General features: G+C 75.4%; 13 protein-coding genes. 8 read left to right on the top strand and 5 right to left on the bottom strand.

Annotated elements, in window-relative coordinates; all coding sequences use genetic code 11:
• Window positions 1-16: 16 nt before the first annotated feature.
• Complete coding sequence (gene pruA, locus ATL31_RS09855; RefSeq protein WP_101395616.1) at window positions 17-1,645, top strand: L-glutamate gamma-semialdehyde dehydrogenase; 1,629 nt, start codon at window positions 17-19, stop codon at window positions 1,643-1,645.
• A 112-nt stretch (window positions 1,646-1,757) separates the two neighbouring features.
• Here pruA and ATL31_RS09850 read toward each other — a convergent pair whose 3' ends face one another.
• The 3 genes from ATL31_RS09850 to ATL31_RS09840 are packed head-to-tail and all read right to left on the bottom strand — an operon-like array spanning window position 1,758 to window position 3,134.
• Window positions 1,758-2,252, bottom strand: a complete 495-nt coding sequence (locus ATL31_RS09850) for a DUF2505 domain-containing protein (protein ID WP_158239828.1) — start codon at window positions 2,250-2,252, stop codon at window positions 1,758-1,760.
• Window positions 2,253-2,289: 37 nt separating this feature from the next.
• On the bottom strand, window positions 2,290-2,811 hold the full coding sequence (locus tag ATL31_RS09845) for a hypothetical protein (protein ID WP_101395614.1): 522 nt from the start codon (window positions 2,809-2,811) through the stop codon (window positions 2,290-2,292).
• On the bottom strand, window positions 2,808-3,134 hold the full coding sequence (locus ATL31_RS09840; RefSeq protein WP_101395613.1) for a hypothetical protein: 327 nt from the start codon (window positions 3,132-3,134) through the stop codon (window positions 2,808-2,810). Before ATL31_RS09840 ends, ATL31_RS09845 begins: the two co-directional genes overlap by 4 nt.
• A gap of 88 nt (window positions 3,135-3,222) precedes the next feature.
• Here ATL31_RS09840 and ATL31_RS09835 point away from each other — a divergent pair, with 88 nt between their 5' ends.
• The 5 genes from ATL31_RS09835 (at window position 3,223) to ATL31_RS09815 (ending at window position 12,972) form a co-directional block, all read left to right on the top strand.
• Window positions 3,223-3,720, top strand: a complete 498-nt coding sequence (locus ATL31_RS09835; protein WP_101395612.1) for a MaoC family dehydratase — start codon at window positions 3,223-3,225, stop codon at window positions 3,718-3,720.
• A 32-nt stretch (window positions 3,721-3,752) separates the two neighbouring features.
• Entirely contained in the window at window positions 3,753-4,928 is a 1,176-nt protein-coding gene (locus tag ATL31_RS09830; protein WP_101395611.1) for a M20 family metallopeptidase, read from the top strand.
• Window positions 4,918-6,363, top strand: a complete 1,446-nt coding sequence (locus tag ATL31_RS09825) for an aminotransferase class I/II-fold pyridoxal phosphate-dependent enzyme (protein WP_101395610.1) — start codon at window positions 4,918-4,920, stop codon at window positions 6,361-6,363. The genes ATL31_RS09830 and ATL31_RS09825 overlap by 11 nt, the downstream gene beginning before the upstream one ends.
• A 173-nt stretch (window positions 6,364-6,536) precedes the next feature.
• On the top strand, window positions 6,537-11,444 hold the full coding sequence (locus ATL31_RS09820) for an NAD-glutamate dehydrogenase (RefSeq protein WP_101395609.1): 4,908 nt from the start codon (window positions 6,537-6,539) through the stop codon (window positions 11,442-11,444).
• Between the two features lie 49 nt (window positions 11,445-11,493).
• Window positions 11,494-12,972: a sensor histidine kinase gene (locus tag ATL31_RS09815; protein ID WP_101395608.1), complete on the top strand. Its 1,479-nt coding sequence runs from the start codon at window positions 11,494-11,496 to the stop codon at window positions 12,970-12,972.
• A 50-nt stretch (window positions 12,973-13,022) separates the two neighbouring features.
• On the opposite strand, the gene ATL31_RS09810 is transcribed toward ATL31_RS09815, so the two are convergent.
• Complete coding sequence (locus tag ATL31_RS09810; RefSeq protein WP_030527568.1) at window positions 13,023-13,271, bottom strand: WhiB family transcriptional regulator; 249 nt, start codon at window positions 13,269-13,271, stop codon at window positions 13,023-13,025.
• A gap of 260 nt (window positions 13,272-13,531) precedes the next feature.
• On the opposite strand from ATL31_RS09810, the gene ATL31_RS09805 reads away from it, so the two are divergent.
• A complete protein-coding gene (locus ATL31_RS09805; RefSeq protein ID WP_101395607.1) occupies window positions 13,532-13,996 on the top strand; it encodes a hypothetical protein in 465 nt (154 codons plus the stop codon).
• Between the two features lie 19 nt (window positions 13,997-14,015).
• Here ATL31_RS09805 and ATL31_RS09800 read toward each other — a convergent pair whose 3' ends face one another.
• Complete coding sequence (locus tag ATL31_RS09800; RefSeq protein ID WP_101395606.1) at window positions 14,016-18,041, bottom strand: FtsK/SpoIIIE domain-containing protein; 4,026 nt, start codon at window positions 18,039-18,041, stop codon at window positions 14,016-14,018.
• A gap of 180 nt (window positions 18,042-18,221) precedes the next feature.
• Here ATL31_RS09800 and ATL31_RS09795 point away from each other — a divergent pair, with 180 nt between their 5' ends.
• Entirely contained in the window at window positions 18,222-19,439 is a 1,218-nt protein-coding gene (locus tag ATL31_RS09795; protein WP_101395605.1) for an acyl-CoA dehydrogenase family protein, read from the top strand.

Here is a 19,439-nt window from a genome sequence, read left to right as displayed (position 1 = left end):
CGAGGTGCCCCACCCCATGGACGCTGTGACCCACGTCCCCACCCCCGTCAACGAGACCGTCCTCGACTACGCGCCCGGCAGCCCCGAGCGCGCGTCGCTCGAGGTCGCCCTGGCCGAGCTCGGCTCGGTGCAGCACGAGCTGCCGCACACCATCGGCGGCCGCCGCGTGATGGGCGGGGGCAGACGCTTCGAGGTGCGCCGGCCGGATGCGCGGCGCACCGTCCTCGGCGTGTCGAAGAGCGCCACGAAGGCGGACGCGGCCACCGCCGTCGAGGCCGCCACCGCCGCCGCCCCCGGGTGGCGCGAGCTATCGTTCGACGACCGGGCCGGCATCCTGCTCAAGGCCGCCGACCTGCTGGCCGGCCCCTGGCGCGCCCGGCTCAACGCCGCCACCATGCTCGGGCAGAGCAAGACCGCCTACCAGGCCGAGATCGACGCCACGTGCGAGCTCGTCGACTTCTGGCGCTTCAACGTGCACTTCGCCCGCCAGATCCTCGAGGAGCAGCCGCCGGCGAACTCGCGCGGGGTCTGGAACCGCAGCGACCACCGCTCCCTCGAGGGCTTCGTGTACGCGGTCACGCCGTTCAACTTCACCGCGATCGCCGGCAACCTGCCCACCGCGCCGGCCCTGATGGGCAACACCGTCGTGTGGAAGCCCTCGCCCACCCAGCAGCTCGCCGCCCAGCTGACCCTGGAGCTGCTCGAGGAGGCCGGGATGCCGCCCGGCGTCATCAACCTCGTGACCGGTGACGGCGTGGCGGTCTCCGACGTGGCGCTGGCGCACCCGGACTTCGCGGGCCTGCACTTCACCGGGTCGACGGCCACGTTCCAGCACCTGTGGCGCACCATCGGCGAGAACCTCACGACCTACCGGCACTACCCGCGCATCGTCGGCGAGACCGGCGGCAAGGACTTCATCCTGGCCCACCCCAGCGCCGACCCCGACGTGCTGCGGACCGCGATGATCCGCGGTGCCTTCGAGTACCAGGGCCAGAAGTGCTCGGCCGCCTCCCGCGCCTACGTGCCGCGCTCGGTGTGGAAGCGCATCCGGGCCGACCTCGTGGGGCTGACCGAGGGCCTCACGATGGGCGACGTCACCGACCTGTCGAACTTCATGGGCGCCGTCATCGACGAGCGCGCCTTCGCGAAGCACAAGGCGGCGATCGACCGGGCCCACGCCTCCGGCGACCTCGACGTCGTGGCCGGCGGCACCTACGACGACCGCGAGGGCTGGTTCGTGCGCCCCACCATCGTCGTCGGCAGCGACCCAAGCGACGAGATGTTCACCACCGAGTACTTCGGGCCGATCCTCGCGGTGCACGTCTACCCGGACCGGCAGTACGACAAGGTCCTCGACCAGCTCGAGTCGGTCTCGCCGTACGCGCTGACGGGCGCGGTCATCGCCCAGGACCGGGCGGCCATCGCCGACGCCACGCACCGCCTGCGCTTCGCCGCCGGCAACTTCTACGTCAACGACAAGCCCACCGGGGCCGTCGTGGGGCAGCAGCCGTTCGGAGGCGGGCGGGCGTCGGGCACCAACGACAAGGCGGGCTCGGCGGCCAACCTGATGCGCTGGACGTCGACCCGCTCGATCAAGGAGACCCTGGTCCCCCCGACCGACCACCGCTACCCGCACATGGGCTGACGCGCCCCGCCCCCACGCCGCACCCGCCTCACGGCCTCAGCTTTTCGGGGTGACCCCGAAAAGGGCACGAGACCCCGGCTCGCAGCCGGGGTCTCGTGCAGGAGCCCTTGTGTCAGCGGGTGAGGCGCTCGCGGATCATCCCGATCTCCAGCTCGATGGCCGCGTTGATGGGGCCGGCCGCCGACTTCTCGATGCTGCCGCCGAGGAACGGCACGTTGGCCTTGAGCTCGGCGTCGAGCACCTGCACCGAGCCGGCCCCCGCGGGCTCGAGCCGAAGGGTGCCCTTCATGGTGAGCGGGGCGCCCTTGACGTGCATGTCGACGCTCGCCTGGCGCGAGCCGTCGGCCGCCGGCGCGCCCCACGCGTAGTCCTCGACCACGGTCAGGGTGTCGCCGACGAACGAGCGGGCGACGTCGGGCAACCCGGTGGCCGGGAGCTGGCGGCTGGTGTGCACCGCGTGGCCGCCGCCGGTCTCGGTGACGCGCACCTCGTGGGCCCCGCCTTCGCTCGTGGCCGCGCACTTCTCCTCCTGGAAGCCCGGGTCGGTGATGACCGCGTAGACCTCCTCGGGGGTCGCGTCCAGCTGCTCTCGCCTGGTGAGTCGCACTCGGGTCCCTTTCGTCGGTCGGAGTAGGGCGATCGTCTCATCCGCGCCGCAGCGCGTGGGACACCTCGGCCAGCGTCTCGCCCGACGCGCGAAGGGTGCGCAGCACGAAGTCGCGGCGACGGCGGTGCTGGCTCAGCACCAGGTCGAGCTCGGCCTGGAGGGCCGCGGCGGCCTCGCGGCGCGACCGGTCGGTGCCCGCGTCGGCCTCGGCCAGGACCCCCCACGGTGGCAGCACGCGCCCGTCGCGCACCTCGAGCCCCGCGGCCATGGCACGCTCCTCGAGCGCCCGGGCCCGGGCCAGCAGCCCGGCGAGGTCGGTGGCGTGGTCCTGGAGCACCCGGCCGAGGTCGTCGAGGCGGTCGGCGGTCGTGGCGATGGCGCCCACCAGGGAGTCTCCCCGCCGGCGCAGGGCCACCGACGAGCGGCCGCCCCACCCCTCCCCGAGGTCGGCCAGCGCCGGCCCGGCCGCGGCGGCGCCCTCGCGCAGCCGCCTCGCCACCGCGGCGACGGTGACGGCGCAGGCCGACAGCGACGCGGGGTCGCCGGGCACCAGGGTCATCGGCCGCCCTCCCGGGCCGGATGCGCCCGGCCGGGCAGGGGGGTCACCTGGCGGTCGGCGGCCGCCGGACCGGACGGGTCGGCACCGACGGCGCCCTGGTGGCCGGCGAGGGCCAGGGCGAGCTCGTCGGCGGTCTCGCCCAGGGCGCGCAGGGTGTCGGCGACCTGGTCGAGCCAGTCGTCCAGCACGCGCTGGGCCGCCGGCTCGCCCGTGACGACGAGACAGGCCAGCACGTCGTCCTCGCCCGTGGCCGCGACCTCGCGCACGGCGTCGAGCGCGGCGAGGGCCGCGCGGGCGCGCTCCGGGTCGGGTCGCAGGGGCACGGAGCCACCGTAACGGGGTCGCGCGGGACGGCCACGGAGTTGCCCACAGGCCCTGTCATCATCGGCGGGGTCTGTGAGAGTGGGAGGCATGACCTCCACGCACCTGCTCAGCGACGCCGACCTGCCCACGCCTCCCGGGGACCGGTACTTCGAGGACTACCGTCCCGGCAGCACCTACGAGTTCGGCCACGTCGGGGTCGGCGAGCAGGAGATCATCGACTTCGCGCGGCGCTACGACCCGCAGACCATCCACGACGACCCGGTGCTGGCGGCCGCGGGCCCGTTCGGCGGCCTGATCGCCAGCGGGGTGCAGACCCTGGCGGTCACGATGCGGATGTACGTCGACCACTACGTCTCGCACGTCGCCAGCCTCGCGTCGCCCGGCATCGACGAGCTGCGCTGGCCACGCCCGGTGCGCCCGGGGGACCGCCTGCGGATGCGGGTCGCGGTGCAGGCGGCGCGGGTGTCGCGCACCAAGCCCGACCGAGGCCTGGTGCACACCGCGGTGACGACGCTCAACCAGGACGACGACCCGGTCATGACCTTCACGGCGATGAACCTCTTCGGCCGGCGCCCGGGCGCCTGAGCCGACACCGCCTCCTGCGTATCGTCGCGCCCGTGCCCGACCCCGCCGACCTCGCCGCCACCGCCACCGCCCTGGCCGTCCGCCTGGTGTCCCTCGACACCGTCAACCCCGGCCTGGTGCCCGGCGCCGCCGGGGAGGGCGCGGCCGTCGAGCTCCTGCGCGCCCGTCTCGCCGCCGCGGACTGGGCCACCGAGGTCGTGCTCCCGCAGGGCGGCGCGACCGACCGCCCGAGCCTGCTCGCCTGGACCCCGGAGCCGCGCCCGGTCACCGTGCTGCTCAACGGCCACCTCGACACCGTGGGCGTCGACGGGATGGGCGAGCCCTTCGCCGCCCGCGTCGACGGTGACCGGCTCGTCGGCCGCGGCGCGTGCGACATGAAGGGCGGCGTGGCGGCCCTGGTGGTGGCGGCCGAGGCCGTGGCCGCCGACCCCGAGGCCCCGCGGGTCGTGCTCGCCCTGGTCGCCGACGAGGAGGACCGCTCGCTCGGCACCGAGGCCGTGCTCACGGCGCTGCCCGGTCTGGGCCTGCACCCCGACGTCGCGCTGGTGGCCGAGCCGACCGGGCTGGACATCTGCACGTCGCACCGGGGCTACGCGGTCGTGGAGGTCGAGCTGCACGGGCGGGCGGCGCACTCCTCGCAGCCCGAGCTCGGCGTCAACACCGCCCATCTCGCAGCCCGGCTGGTGGCCGAGGTCGAGGCCGCGGGCCGCGTCGTGGCCGTCGCCGGGGGCTCGCTGATGGTCACCGTCGTCGAGGCCGGCCGGGCCCCGTTCACCGTGCCGTCGCGCGCCCGCGTCGTCGTCGAGCGCCGCACCGTCCCGGGCGAGTGGGCCGGTGACGCCCTGGCCGAGGTGGAGGCGCTGCTCGTCGACCTCCGCACCGCCGAGCCCGGGGTCACCGCCACCGCCACCCTCAGCCACGCTCGCGAGGCGTGGCGGCTCGACGCCGACGGCCCCGCCGCCCATCTGGCGCGTGCCCTGCGCGACCGGCTGGTCACGCAGGGCGCCGAGCCCGGCACCCTCGACGCGCCGTACTGGATGGAGTCACCGCTCTGGCAGGACGCCGGCATCCCCACGGTGGTCTGCGGGCCGGGCGGCGGCGGCCTGCACGCCGTCGACGAGTGGCTCGACCTGGCCCAGCTGCGGCGGTTCGTGCGCGCCCTGCCGGGCGCCCTGCGCGCCGCCGCCGGGGGCTCCGGTGCCCACTGACCCCCGCGGCCTGCGCGATGACGCGCCGCTGCTCGACGCCTGGCTCCGCTTCCTCGAGGAGGCGCCCACCCCGTTCACCATCCCGGGGCACAAGCACCGGCTCGACCTCGTCGGCGACGTGGTGGCGGGCGACGTGCCGCTGTACGCCGGCCTCGACACCATGGGCCTGGCCCGCGGGGTGCTGGCCGAGGCCGAGGCGCGGGCGGCCCGCGCCTGGGGCGCGGACCGGGCCCGCTTCTCGGTCGGGGGCTCCACGCACGGCAACCAGGCGGTCGCGCTGGCGCTGGGCCGCCCCGGCGACCGGGTCGTCGTCTCGCGCACCCTGCACCGCTCGATGCTGCTGGGCCTGGTCCTGGCCGGCCTGGAGCCGGTGTGGGTGCGCCCCCGCGTCGACCCGCACCACGGGCTGCCCGTGGGCGTGCATCCCGACGACGTCGCCACCGCGCTGGCGGCCGCCCCCGACGCCGTGGCCGTGGTCGTCGGCGAGCCCTCGTACGTCGGCACCGTCGGCGACGTCGGCGCCCTGGCGGCGGTCGCCCACGCGCACGGTGGCGGTCGCGGCATCCCGCTCGTCGTCGACGCCGCCTGGGGCGCGCACCTCGGCTTCCACCCGGCCCTGCCGCCGCACGCCATCGCCCTCGGCGCCGACGCCGTCGTCACCAGCGCGCACAAGATGCTGCCCGCCGTCTCCCAGGGCGCCCTCGTCCTGGCCCGGGGCGACCGGATCGACCCGGCGCGCCTCGAGGCCGGGGTCGAGGCCACCGCCACCACCAGCCCCCACGGCGGCATCCTGGCCAGTATCGACGCCGCCCGGGCGCTCCTCGAGCGCGACGGCGAGGCCCTGCTGGGCGAGGTCGTCGAGGCGGTGGCCGGGGCTCGCCGGCGCCTGGCCGCGGTCGAGGGCCTCACCCTCCTCGACGGCCCCGGGGTCGACCCGACCCGGCTGGTGCTGCTCCTGGCGGGCACCGGGGCCGACGGCACGGCGGTCGAGGCCGACCTCGTGACCGCCGGGATGCCGGTCGAGATGGCCGACCGCGACACCCTCGTCGCGGTCGTCACCCTGGCCGACCGCGACGCCGACCTGCGCACCCTCACCGAACGCCTCGTCGCGTCCGTCGAGCGCCACCGGGGCCGCCCTCGCGCCACCGCCGGGGCCGGTGTCTGGGCCGTCGACCCCGTCACCGCGATGTCGCCGCGGGCGGCCTTCTTCGCTCCCCGCGAGCGGGTGGCCACCCGGGACGCCGTGGGCCGGGTCAGCGCCGAGCTGGTCGCGCCCTACCCGCCCGGCATCCCGGTGCTGGCGCCGGGGGAGCGGGTCACCGCGGCGGCGCTCGACGCCCTCGCCGCGGCCCGGGCGGCCGGCAGCCGGATCGCCTACGCGGCCGACCCGACCCTGGCGCACCTCGACGTCGTGGCCGGGGACGCCGGGGCCTGACCCCGGGCCGCGCCCCACCCTCCGTCGCGGCTCCGGCGTCCCGTGGGCGAGACAACGGGCCCGGCCACCCGCCGATCCCGCGCGGCCCGGAGTGGATAGGCTCGCTCCGAGGACACGAGGACGTGGCCCGCATCCGCCGCGGTGTCACCCGACCAAGGAGTGCGACCACCCATATGTCGACCGCCCCGGCCACCACCCGCGACCAGGTCGTCGCGCCGATCGCCACCGCGTTCGAGGAGCTGGCGCCGGACGGCTGGGGGTCGACCTTCGTCCACCGCTACTTCCGCCACATCCCGCTCGACGAGCTGACGTCGCGCACGCCCGACACCTTCGCCGGCGCTGCCTACAGCCACCTCCGGCTCGCCAAGGACCGGCCCCCGGGCACCGCCAACGTGCGGGTCTACAACCCCAGCACCGAGACCGACGGCTGGTCGAACCCGCGCACGATCATCCAGGTCGTCACCGACGACATGCCCTTCCTCGTCGACTCCGTCACCGGCGCGCTGGTGCAGGCGGGCGTCGACATCCACCTGGTCATCCACCCGCAGCTGGTCGTCACCCGCGATGCCGTGGGCCACCTGCAGAAGGTCGAGGACCGCGACATCACCAAGGCCTTCCGCGGCGGCGCCGTGGGTGAGCTGGCCGAGTCGTGGATGCTGCTCTCGATCGACCGCGAGAGTGACGAGGAGCGCCGGGCCGAGGTCGAGGCCACCGTGCGCGGCGTGCTCGAGGACGTGCGGCAGGCGGTCGAGGACTGGCCCAAGATGCGCAGCCGCTGCCTGGTGCTGGCCGCCGAGCTCGAGGGGGCGCCGCCACCCGGCGTCGACACCGACGAGGTCGCCCTGGCCACCCGCTTCATGCGCTGGATGGCCGACAACCACTTCACCTTCCTGGGCTACCGCGACTACCGGCTCGAGCAGACTCCCGAGGGCGAGGTCATCGTGCCCGTCACCGGCTCGGGCCTCGGCCTGCTGCGCGCCGACCCGCCGCTCGGGCGCGAGCCCGACGTGCTCACGCCCGAGGCGTCGGCGATGGCGCATGCCCCCGACCTGCTGGTGCTCACCAAGGCCAACTCCAAGTCGACCGTGCACCGGGTCACCCACCTCGACTACGTGGGCGTGAAGTCGCACGACGAGCGCGGGCAGGTGGTGGGCGAGCGCCGCTTCCTCGGCCTCTACGCCAGCACGGCCTACACCGAGTCGGTGCTGCGGGTGCCGCTGGTGGCCGAGAAGGTCCGCGCCGTGCTCGACCGCTCGGGCCTGGCCCCCGACAGCCACACCGGCAAGGACCTGCTCGAGGTGCTCGAGTCCTACCCGCGCGACGAGCTCTTCCAGGCCGGGGTCGACCAGCTCTACGAGACGGCGCTGGCCGTCACCCAGCTGCAGGAGCGCCGGCGCACCAAGCTCTTCCTCCGCGAGGACGACTTCGGCCGCTTCGTCTCGTGCCTGGTCTACCTCCCCCGCGACCGCTACAACACCGCGGTGCGTACCCGGATGGCCGACATCCTCAAGGAGACCTTCGGCGGCGAGGAGGTCGAGTTCGCGGCCCGGGTCAGCGAGTCGGCCCTCGCGCGGCTGCAGTTCGTCGTGCGGGTCCCGCGGGGGCGGCACGTGCGCACGCTCGACCGCACCGAGCGGGAGGCCCTCGAGCGGCGCCTGGTCGAGACCAGCCGCACCTGGAGCGACCGCCTCGGCGAGACCCTGGTCTCCACGCACGGCGAGGAGGACGGCGACCGCCTCATGGCGCGCTTCGGCCGCGCCTTCCCGACCGCGTACGAGGAGACCTTCACCGTCGGGCAGGGCGTGGCCGACATCTCGCACCTCGACCGGCTGGGCGAGGACCAGGGCACCAGCGTCGCCCTCTACCGCCCGCTCGGCGGGGGCGACGACATCCGCCGCTTCAAGCTGTTCCGCGTCGACCCGCTCTCGCTCACCGACATCCTGCCGATCTTCAGCCACATGGGCGTCGAGGTCGTCGACGAGCAGCCGTTCGAGATCCAGCGGGCCGACGGCGCGGCCCGGCACGTCTACGACTTCGGCCTGCGGGTGCCCGACCACTCCCTCTGGGACTCCATGCCGCACGAGCGTCTGCGGGAGCTGTTCGAGGGCGCGGTGTCCGCCGTCTGGGACGGCCGCGCCGAGAGCGACGGCTTCAACCGGCTGGTGCTGGGGGCGCAGCTGCCCTGGCGCCAGGTGGTGGTGCTGCGGGCCGTGGCCAAGTACCTGCGCCAGACCCGCGCCACGTACTCGCAGGACTACCTCGAGGACGCCCTGGTGGTGCACCCCGCGATCGCCCGCGACCTGGTCGAGCTGTGGTCGGTGCGCTTCGACCCCGACCGCTTCGCCGACGACGAGGCCGGCCGGGCCGCCCGCGCGGAGGCCGAGGACGCCGCCGCGGAGGCGGTGCTCGAGGCGCTCGACGAGGTCTCGTCGCTCGACCACGACCGCATCATCCGGGCCTTCCTGGGCGTGATCCGGGCCGGGCTGCGCACGAACTACTACCAGCCCGCCCGCGACGGCGGTGACCACCACCCGTACGTCTCGCTGAAGCTCGACCCGCGCCGGGTGCCCGACCTGCCCGCGCCCCGACCGCAGTTCGAGATCTTCGTCTACAGCCCGCGCGTGGAGGGCGTGCACCTGCGGTTCGGCCCGGTCGCGCGGGGCGGGCTGCGCTGGTCCGACCGCCGCGAGGACTTCCGGACCGAGGTCCTCGGGCTGGTCAAGGCGCAGATGGTCAAGAACGCCGTCATCGTGCCCACCGGCTCCAAGGGCGGCTTCTACCCCAAGGCCCTGCCGGACCCGGCGCTCGACCGCGAGGCCTGGCTCGAGGAGGGCAAGGCGGCCTACCGCACCTTCATCTCGGGGCTGCTCGACATCACCGACAACCGCGTCTCGGGCGAGGTCGTGGCCCCGCAGCGGGTCGTGCGCCACGACGGCGACGACCCGTACCTGGTGGTCGCGGCCGACAAGGGCACCGCCACCTTCTCCGACATCGCCAACGGGGTCGCGCAGTCGTACGGCTTCTGGCTCGACGACGCCTTCGCCTCCGGGGGCTCGGCCGGCTACGACCACAAGGCGATGGGCATCACCGCCCGCGGGGCCTGGGAGTCGGTCAAGCGGCACTTCCGCGAGCTCGGGCTCGACACCCAGTCCGAGGACTTCACCGTGGTCGGCGTCGGTGACATGAGCGGTGACGTCTTCGGCAACGGGATGCTGCTGAGCGAGCACATCCGGTTGGTCGCCGCCTTCGACCACCGGCACGTCTTCGTCGACCCCGACCCCGACCCGGCGACCTCGTTCGCCGAGCGGCGCCGGCTCTTCGACCTGCCGCGCTCGTCGTGGGACGACTACGGCCGCTCCCTGATCAGCGAGGGGGGCGGCGTCTTCCCGCGCACCCTGAAGTCCGTGCCGGTCTCGCCCCAGATGCGTGCCGCTCTCGGGCTGGCCGACGGCGTCACCACCACGACCCCGGCCGAGCTCATCCACGCCATCCTGCTGGCCCCGGTCGACCTGCTCTGGAACGGCGGCATCGGCACCTACGTCAAGGCGGCCACCGAGGACCACCTCGACATCGGAGACCGCGCCAACGACGCCATCCGGGTCGACGGCCGTGAGCTGCGGGTGCGCGTGGTGGGGGAGGGCGGCAACCTCGGGCTCTCGCAGCTCGGGCGCATCGAGGCCGCCTTCCACGGCGTGCGGGTCAACACCGACGCCATCGACAACTCGGCCGGGGTCGACACCTCCGACCACGAGGTCAACATCAAGATCCTGCTGGGCGAGGTCGTGCGCGAGGGCCGGCTGACCATCGAGGAGCGCAACGAGCTGCTGGCCTCGATGACAGACGACGTCGCCGAGCACGTGCTGCGCGACAACTACGAGCAGAACGTGCTGCTCGGCAACGCCCGCGCCCAGGAGCACGCGATGCTCCCGGTGCACGAGCGCTTCATGCGCTGGCTCGAGGAGCGCGGTGACCTCGACCGGGGTCTGGAGTTCCTGCCGAGCGACGCCGAGCTCGCCACCCGCCAGCACGACGGGCTGGGGTTGAAGAGCCCGGAGTTCTCGGTGCTGGTGGCCTACGCCAAGCTCGCGCTCAAGGACGACATCCTGGCCAGCGCCATCCCCGACGACCCCTACTTCGAGGCCACGCTGGCGCAGTACTTCCCGCCGCCGATCCGCGAGCGGTACGCCGACGAGCTGCCGGGCCACCCGCTGCGCCGCGAGATCGTCACCAACGCGGTCGTGAACTCGATGGTCAACCGCGGCGGCATCACCTTCGCCTACCGGGCGCAGGAGGAGGCCGGCGGCACCCCCGAGCAGGTCACCCGCGCCTTCGTCGTGTGCCGCGAGGTGTTCGGGCTGGCCGACTACGTGCGCCGGGTCGAGGCCCTCGACACCGTCGTGCCCACGGCCGCCCAGACCGCGCTCTACCTGGAGTTCCGCCGCCTCATGGACCGCGCCGTGCGCTGGTTCCTGGCGTCGCGGCCGTCGGTGCTCGACATCGGCGCCGAGATCGAGCGGTTCGCGGGTGTGGTGCAGGAGCTCGCGCCGCGGGTCTGCGAGCTGCTGCGCGGCGAGGAGCGCGACCGCCTCGAGCGGCGCGTCGGCGAGCTGCGCGCGGCCGGGGTGCCCGAGGACCTCGCGCTCGACGCCGCCGCCCTGCTCGACCGCTACTCGCTGCTCGACATCGTCGACATCTCGGCCGACACCGGCCGGGCGCCCACGGACGTCGCGCCGCTGTACTACCTGGTCTCCGAGCGGTTCGGGATCGACGCGATGCTCGGCAAGGTCACCCGCCTGCCGCGCGACGACCGGTGGGACGCCCTCGCCCGCGGCGCGCTGCGCGACGACCTCTACGCGGTGCTCGAGTCGCTGACCCGCTCGGTGCTCGACGCCTCCGAGGGGACCGGCTCGCACGACCCCGAGGAGCTGTACGCCCTGTGGGCCACGGCCAACGAGGACAGCATCCAGCGGGCCAAGGCGGCGCTGTCGGGGATCGTCCGGCTCGACGCACCGAACATCGCCGCGCTGTCGGTGGCTCTGCGCACCCTGCGCTCGCTGGTGCGCGTCGGTGCCTCGTCCTGACTCGGGCCCGTCGGCGGTCGCCGGCGGGCCCGACGTAGGCTTACGCGCCGTGAGCACGCTCGCCGGGATGTTGCGCAGCACCACCGACCTCGAACCGGCGGAGTCGGAGTGGCTGCACCTGCTCGTGGGCGACTGGCAGATGGTGGCAGACCTGTCCTTCGCCGACCTCGTCCTGTGGGTACGCGGGGGGATGGACGGCTGGCGGGCGGTCGCCCACGTGCGCCCCAACACCGGCCCGATGGTGTTCTACGACGACATCGTGGGGCGCGGCTCGACGCGCGCCCGGGCCGCGATGCTGGACGCCGCGGCCAAGGAGCAGCGCCTGGTGGCCTCGCCCGTCCCCGCCATCCGCGAGGACATGTCGATCCGCGAGGACGCCGTCCCCGTGGTGACGGCCGGGCGGGTCGTGGCGGTGGTCACGCGGCACAGCAACCTCACCGGTGGCCGGACCCCCAGCCGGCTCGAGCTCACCTACCGCGACCTGGCCGACGCCCTGCTGCAGATGGTGGCCACGGGCGAGTTCCCCTCGCCGTCGGCCCCGACCGGGCTGCGTCGCGGGGCGCCGCGGGTGGGCGACGGCGTCATCCACCTCGACCCCGACGGCGTGGTGCGCTACGCGAGCCCCAACGCGGTCTCGGCCATCCACCGGATGGGCCACCTCGGCGACGTGGTCGGCGAGACCCTGGCCAAGGTGGTGGCCGACCGGGTGGCGCTCTCGGACCGGCAGGTCGACGAGTCGCTGGCCGTCGTGGTCATGGGGCGGGCCGCCTGGCGCACCGAGGTCGAGACCGACTCGGCCACGGTCACCCTGCGCGCCATCCCGTTGACCAGCCAGGGGGTGCGCACCGGCGCGATGCTGTTGCTGCGCGACGTCAGCGAGCTGCGCCGGCGCGAGCAGGAGCTGCTGACCAAGGACGCGACCATCCGCGAGATCCACCACCGCGTCAAGAACAACCTCCAGACGGTGGCCGCACTGCTGCGCCTGCAGGCGCGGCGGGTGCCGGAGGAGAACGCGCGGGCCGCGCTCGACGAGGCCGTGCGGCGGGTGGCGACCATCGCCCTCGTGCACGAGACGCTGAGCACGGGCTACGACGAGACCGTGAGCTTCGACGAGATCGCGGTGCGGGGGCTGCGGGCGGTCATCGAGGTGGCCACCCGCGAGCACCGGGTCGAGCCGCGGTTCGAGGGCTCCTTCGGGCGGGTGCGGGCCGAGGACGCCACGGCCCTGGCCATGGTCATCTCCGAGCTGGTGCAGAACGCCGTCGAGCACGGCCTGGCCGACCGCGACGGCTCGGTCGTCGTCACCGTCGACCGCCGCCCCGCGGACGGCGGCGACGACCTCACGGTGACGGTGACCGACGACGGGGCGGGGCTGCCGGCGGGCTTCCGCCCGGGCCTGGCGGGGCTCGGGACCAAGATCGTCACGGCCTTCGTGCAGGACCTGCGCGGTCGCATCCGGTGGGAGAACCGGACGCCGCACGGGACCAAGGTCGAGTTCGTGGCGAAACTGCGGCCGCTGGGCCGCTGAGGGGTCGGTGGGACGGGGGTCGGGCCGTCAGATCGGCCGGGGCGCCGAGGTCAGCCGGCGCGGCGGGCGCGAGCGTTGCGGCGCTTGAGCGCCCGGCGCTCGTCCTCGGACATGCCGCCCCAGACGCCGGCGTCCTGGCCGGACTCGATGGCCCACTTGAGGCAGGTGTCGAGGACCTCACACCGACGGCAGACGGCCTTGGCCTCCTCGATCTGCGCGATCGCAGGCCCGGTGTTCCCGATGGGGAAGAACAGCTCCGGGTCCTCGTCGAGGCAGGCAGCGCGGTCGCGCCAGTCCATGGATGGGGCTCCTTGCGAGAGGGGTGGGGACAAGTCGTCGTACGGCGTTCAAGGACGCCGGGCCCGGGTTGCGCCCTTGCAGCCCTGTGACGGACGTGTTAAGCACAGACGTCCGTGGCGTTACTCTACCGTGACCGACCCAATCCGGCCAGGGGATGCCTCCGGGGGTGTGTCGGGCGTGCGGTCGAGCGCGCTCCACCCCGGGTCAACGGGCCGGCGGGGCCCGGATGTTCCCGGCGCTCCTGGCTAGGCTGAGAGCCATGAGGACGACGAGCCCCAGCCCCCTCGGCGCGCCCGCGGCGAGGGCGCCGCGCGGGGCGCGGGTGGTGGCCGGGGTGCTGTGCGGTCTGCAGGCCCTGGTGCTGGTCGGCGTCGCCGCGTTCTACCTGTACGAGCTGGTCCTGGGCGAGGGCAGCGACGGCACGCGGGTCGTGATGTCGGCGCTGGTCATCCTGCTGGCGGCGGTCGGGCTGGCGGTGCTGTCGCGCGGCTGGCTGCGGTGGACGCGCTGGCCGCGGACCCCGACCGTGCTGTGGGACCTGCTCCTGCTGCCCGTCGTATGGGGACTGCTGCAGGCCGGCCGCGCGGCGCTCGGGGGGCTCGTCCTGGCGGTGGCCCTGGTGGCCGTCGGCGCCGCCCTGGTGGCACCGCGCCCCGAGGACCCCGACGTCGCCGGGGCACCGTCACCCGGGGCGCCGTCACCCGGAGCGACCCCCGAGCCGTAGCGCCCACGGCCCCCGGCGCTCAGGCGCTCAGGAGCTGCACCGCGCTCACCCCCCTCGGGTCGACCCAGACCCCGCGGCCCGGCGGCCCTGCGGCCGGTGCGCGCAGGCGAGGGGCGCCCAGCAGCTCGCCGTCGGCGGGCTGGGGCGCCAGGAGCAGCCCGGTGCCGTGCCGTGCGACGTCGACGTCGAGGCCGCGGAACCGCGTGCGCAGCGCGACGCTGCTGGTGGCCACCACGAGCGCGCCGTCGTCGCGGTCGACCAGGTCGGCGATCTCGGCCAGCACCGGCAGCACGGGCTCGTCGCCCAGCCGGTCGGCGTCGTCGACCAGGACCACCAGCCCCGGATGCTCGCGGCGAAGCGCCACCAGCGCGTCGACGTCCTGCGGCCCGACCCGCAGACCCACGTCGTCGGCCTGCGGATCGGCCCGGTCGGCCACGAGGAGCACCACGGCCCGCCCCGCGTCGCGGGCGGAGCGCGCCAGCACCCGCAAAGCGGTCGAGCGACCCGACCCCGGGCGACCGGCCACCAGCAGCCGGCGGCCGTCACGCCCGGGGCACCAGCACCACGGGCCGGCCTCCGGGCCGCCGACGCCGACCAGCAGCGCGCGCCGCGACCCACCCTCACCCCGCAGCCCGCGAGCCGGCCCGCCGCCCGGCGCACGCTCCGTGGCCTGGTCGCGGGTGACCGAGGACGGGAGGGGGCGGTAGCGCCAGGGGCGCGGACCCGGCCGGGCGCGCGTCGTAGCGGCGGCCACCCGGGTGACGTCGTCGTCCCGGGCGTGGACCACCTGGATCTCGTGACCCTCGTCGGCCGAGAGGCCCCGCCCCGGGGGCGGAGCGCTCAGCCCCGCGGCCGGGGGAAGGCCCAGCAGGGCCAGGTCGAGGGGATCGGTGGGGCCGAGCAGCAGGGTGCGCCCGCCCAGGGCCCATCGGGGGCGCAGGAGCTCACGCCCGCCCGTGACCGCGGTGACCAGGCCCACCGCGACGCCGTCGCGGACGACGGCCAGCAGCTCCTCGGACAGGGGCGAGGGGTCGCGGGGGTCGTCGAGGGCGGCCAGGCGCTCCCAGCCGTCGACCAACAGCACGACGGCGGGCACGCCGTCCTCGGCGCGGCGACCTGCCGACGTGTGCCCGCGCACCCAGGAGGCCAGGTGCTCGACGAGGGCCCGGACACCGGCCACGTCGTCGTGACGCACCACCGTGCCGGTGTGCGGGAGCGCGGACAGGTGCCCGAACTCGGTACCGGCGACGGCGTGCAGGTGGAGCCGGCCCGGTGGCTGGGCCCCGGCGGCGGCCAGGGCCAGGGCCCGCAGGGTGGTGGTGCGCCCGGTGCGAGCGCCGCCCACCAGCCGCCACAACGGCACCTCGAGGTCGAAGGTCAGCGGTCGGCGGCACTGGTCGGCGGGGACGTCGGCGAGGGCGACCGTCCCGGGTGGGACGTCCGCCTGGGGGACCTCGGGTGGCAGTGCGGGCAGCCACGGCCGGCGCGGGTGCGGGTGCCCGGTGAGGGCGTGGGCCCGGTGCACGAGGTCGACGACCGCGGCGATCTCGGTGGAGCGCTCGGAGGGCGGCTCGTCGTGCCCTTCGAGGGCGGACCCGGACCCCTCCTCGCCGGACGGCTCCGGGTGCCGGGCCCGCACCGTGACCGCCGGGCCCGACCCCGCGGCCGGCCGGGTCAGTGCCACCTGGAACTCGGCGAGCCGGCCGTCGCCGCCGCGCGCCAGCGCCCGGCCCGGGGTGTCGGCCGGGAGGTCGGCGGCCCGGTCGGACTCGACGATGCTCACCGAGTCGGCGCGGTCGCGGACCCGGAACGCGATGCGCAGGTTGACGTTGGCCTGGATCTCCGGGGTGAGGCTGCCCGACGGCCGCTGGGTCGCCAGGACCAGGTGGATCCCCAGGGAGCGGCCCTGCGCGGCCAGCCGCACCAGGCCCCGGACCAGGTCGGGGAGCTCGTCGACCAGCGTCCGGAGCTCGTCGACGACCACGACGAGACGGGGAAGGGGCTCGACGCCCGGCCGCCGCCGGTAGGCGTCGAGGTCGCTCGTCCCGGCCGTGGCGAGCAGGCGCTCGCGGCGACGGAGCTCGGCATCCAGCGACCGCAGCGCGCGCTCCGCCAGGTGGGCGTCGAGGTCGGTGACGACGCCGACGACGTGGGGGAGCGAGGTGCACGGCCCGAAAGCGGACCCGCCCTTGAAGTCGACCAGCAGCAGCGTCAGGCGGTCGGGGGGCGAGCCCAGGGCCAGCCCCGTGACGAGGGTGCGGAGGAACTCGGACTTCCCCGACCCGGTGGTGCCGCCGACCAGGACATGGGGCCCGTCACGCTCGAGGTCGACGACGAAGGGCCCGTCCGCGCCGACCCCGACCACGGCCCGCGGGCCGTCGTCCTCCTCCCAGCGGCGCAGCACCCCGGCCGGGTCACCCGGCGCCTCGCCGACGTCGGCCGACTCGACCCGCCGAGGCAGCGTCGCCCCGGTGCCGCCGGTCTCGCGCAGCGGGGCCAGGGCCCGGCCCAGGCGGTCGCACCAGGTGGCGCCCACCCCGTCGGCCACGAACGCCCGCGCGGTGGTGTCGGTCCGCAGCACCCACCGCCCCCCGCCCACCGGCTCGAGGACGCAACGGCAGGCGTCCGGCAGGCGCTCGCGGTCGGTGGCCGCCACGAGGGCGACCCCGCCCGCCGCCACGTGCTGCTGGACGCGCTCGACCCCCTCGCTCGTGAGGTCCGGCTCGACGAGCAGGCCGCCGGGCCCGGGCCCGTGGTGCGGCACCAGGCTGAGCCATCCCGGGGTGCCCTCGCCCTCGGTCGCCGGGCCCCGCAGCCCGAGCCGCGACGGCGGCATCCCGACGAGGAGCTGGGCGACCAGCCACGACAGGACGGGGCCGGCCACGTCACGGGGGGCGACGACCCCCACGCCGGGATGCTCGCCCAGGTCGACGACGACCGGGACCGCCGCCGCGGTGAGCGGTGTGCCGACCCCGGCCTCGACCCAGCGGGTGTGCGCCGGCACGTCGCCCAGACCGGCGCGGAGGGTGCGCCCGGCCGCGCCGGACCACACCCCCGGCAGTGTCGACTCGGCGCGCGCCAGGACCACCGCGGCGTCGGGATGCGCGCGGTGCCGGGCCGCCCGTTCGGCGTCGAGCACCGCGGCCGCCCGCGCCCGGGCCGCCGCGGTCGCCTCGGTGTGCCGCCGGGACCCGGCCGCGCGCTCGGCCCGGGCCCGCCGCCGCTCGACCGCGTGCGTGGCCAGCACGGCGAGCGGCCCGAGCACCGCGAACGCGAGCAGCTGCGGCCCGAGGAAGTACGCCATGACGGCCAGGACCGGGAGCGGCACCAGAGCGGCGACCCAGGGCAGGCGCGGAGCGGGAGGGTCGGCCGGGGAAGGGGGTACCTCGACGTCCGCGCCGGCCACCGGCCCGGGAGCGGCCAGGCTCGGCGTGACCAGCGCGGTGCCGTCGCCGAGGTGCACCAGCGCTACGCGCGCCCCCGGAGCACGGCGCACCCGCAGCGTGGTGGAGCCGATGACGACCACGGACGAGGTGTCGAGGGCCACTCGACCCTCCGCACGCCGGCCGTCGACGAGCACGCCGTTGGTGGAGCCGAGGTCCTCGACGCCCAGACCGCCCGCGTCGACCGTGACCCGCGCGTGCCGCCGGCTGAGCGAGGGGTCGGCGAGCCGGAAGCCGTCGTCGGGCGCCCGCCCCACCACGACGCCCGGCGCCTCGAGCGGCCAGGTGCGCCCGGCATCCGGCCCCCCGACGGTGACGAGCTCGAGGAGGGGGCGCGGCCGGGCCCCTGCACCGCCCGCACCCCCGTCCCCGCCCGGTGGCACCACGGCCACCGAGGCGCCGTCGAGCAGCGGCGGCATCCCCACCAGGGCCGAGTCCGCCACCGCGACCCCGCCCGTGACCAGCCCCGGGACCGGCATCGCGAGCCACTCGCCCAGTGCCCGCCGCAGGTCGGCCACGGTCGCCCCCGGGCGGGCCGAGACGATGACCTCGGCCGGCCGCGGCCGGCGCCGTGGCACGTGGACGGTCAGGCGCAGCTCCATCCCGTGACGGTAGGACGATCCGCCGACGCGGCCGCGAAGTTTTCCACAGGCCCGTCCGGTCGCCCCGAGGGGCTCGTTGGGCGAGAGTGGGTGGGCAGCGGCCGATGACGACCCGGTCGACGAGCCGGCCCGGTCCTCACGGCGCCGGGTCGTCGGGCGTGTACCGCAGGAGGATCCACGATGAGTGACATCACCGAGCTCCAGGACGTGGGCGACGTCGAGCTGGAGGACTCGCCGCTGTCGGACTTCCTCGGGTTCGAGCTGCTGCTCGACGAGGAGGACCGCGACCTGCTGCTGCGGGTGCGCGAGTTCATGACCCGCGAGGTCGAGCCCGTCATCAACGGCTACTGGACGCGGGCCGAGTTCCCGCACGACCTGGTGCCGGGGCTGGCGGCGCTCGGCATCGCCGGGCTGGCGTACGACGGTCCGGGCTGCCCGGCGCGCGGGGCGCTCGTCGACGGCATGGTCGCGATGGAGCTGGCCCGGGTCGACCCGTCGATCGCCACGTTCATGGGCGTGCACGGCGGCCTGGCGATGGGCTCGGTCCAGCTGTGCGGCAGCGACGAGCAGCGCGAGCGATGGCTGCCGCCGATGGCCCGGATGGAGCTCATCGGCGCCTTCGGCCTCACCGAGCCGGACGTCGGCTCCGCCATCTCGGCCGGGCTCGCCACCAGCGCCCGGCGCGAGGGCGAGGAGTGGGTGCTGGACGGCGAGAAGAAGTGGATCGGCAACGCCGCCTTCGCCGACCTGGTGGTCATCTGGGCCCGCGACGAGGCCGACCAGCAGGTCAAGGGCTTCGTGGTCGAGAAGGGCACCGCGGGGATGACCTTCGACACCCAGCAGGACAAGATCGCCCTGCGGGTCGTGCAGAACGCCGAGATCCACCTGCGCGGGGTGCGGGTGCCGGAGGCGAACCGGCTGCAGCGGGCGACCAGCTTCCGCAGCACGGCCGACGTGCTGCGGGTGACCCGGATGGGTGTGGCGTGGCAGGCGACCGGGTGCGCCCGCGGGGCGTTCGAGCACGCGCTGCGCTACACCAAGACCCGCGAGCAGTTCGGCAAGCCCATCGCCTCGTTCCAGATGGTGCAGGACCTGCTGGTCAAGATGCTAGGCAACGTCACGGCGTCGACGGCGATGAACGTGCGGGCCTCGCAGCTGCAGGACGCCGGGCTGCTCCAGGACGAGCACGCCTCACTGTGCAAGGCGCACTCGACGGTGCGGATGCGTGAGGCGGTCGGCTGGGCGCGGGAGGTGCTGGGCGGCAACGGCATCCTGCTCGAGCACCACGTGGGCCGGCTGGTCGCCGACGCCGAGGCGATCTACTCCTACGAGGGCACGCGCGAGATGAACACCCTCATCGTGGGGCGCGCCATCACCGGGCTGAGCGCCTTCGTCTGA

The organism is Phycicoccus duodecadis (assembly GCF_002846495.1).
Taxonomy (GTDB): Bacteria; Actinomycetota; Actinomycetes; order Actinomycetales; family Dermatophilaceae; genus Phycicoccus; species Phycicoccus duodecadis.
Note: the sequence above shows the minus strand (reverse complement) of the source record. Positions and strands in the feature narration are given on the sequence as shown.

Coding starts and splice junctions, on each gene's coding strand:
- ATL31_RS09845 (WP_101395614.1), bottom strand. CDS start 2,811: ATGACCCTGGTGCCCGGCGACCCCGCGTCGCTGTCGGCCTGCGCCGTC.
- ATL31_RS09795 (WP_101395605.1), top strand. CDS start 18,222: ATGAGTGACATCACCGAGCTCCAGGACGTGGGCGACGTCGAGCTGGAG.
- ATL31_RS09805 (WP_101395607.1), top strand. CDS start 13,532: ATGAGGACGACGAGCCCCAGCCCCCTCGGCGCGCCCGCGGCGAGGGCG.
- ATL31_RS09810 (WP_030527568.1), bottom strand. CDS start 13,271: ATGGACTGGCGCGACCGCGCTGCCTGCCTCGACGAGGACCCGGAGCTG.
- ATL31_RS09800 (WP_101395606.1), bottom strand. CDS start 18,041: ATGGAGCTGCGCCTGACCGTCCACGTGCCACGGCGCCGGCCGCGGCCG.
- pruA (WP_101395616.1), top strand. CDS start 17: ATGGACGCTGTGACCCACGTCCCCACCCCCGTCAACGAGACCGTCCTC.
- ATL31_RS09820 (WP_101395609.1), top strand. CDS start 6,537: ATGTCGACCGCCCCGGCCACCACCCGCGACCAGGTCGTCGCGCCGATC.
- ATL31_RS09835 (WP_101395612.1), top strand. CDS start 3,223: ATGACCTCCACGCACCTGCTCAGCGACGCCGACCTGCCCACGCCTCCC.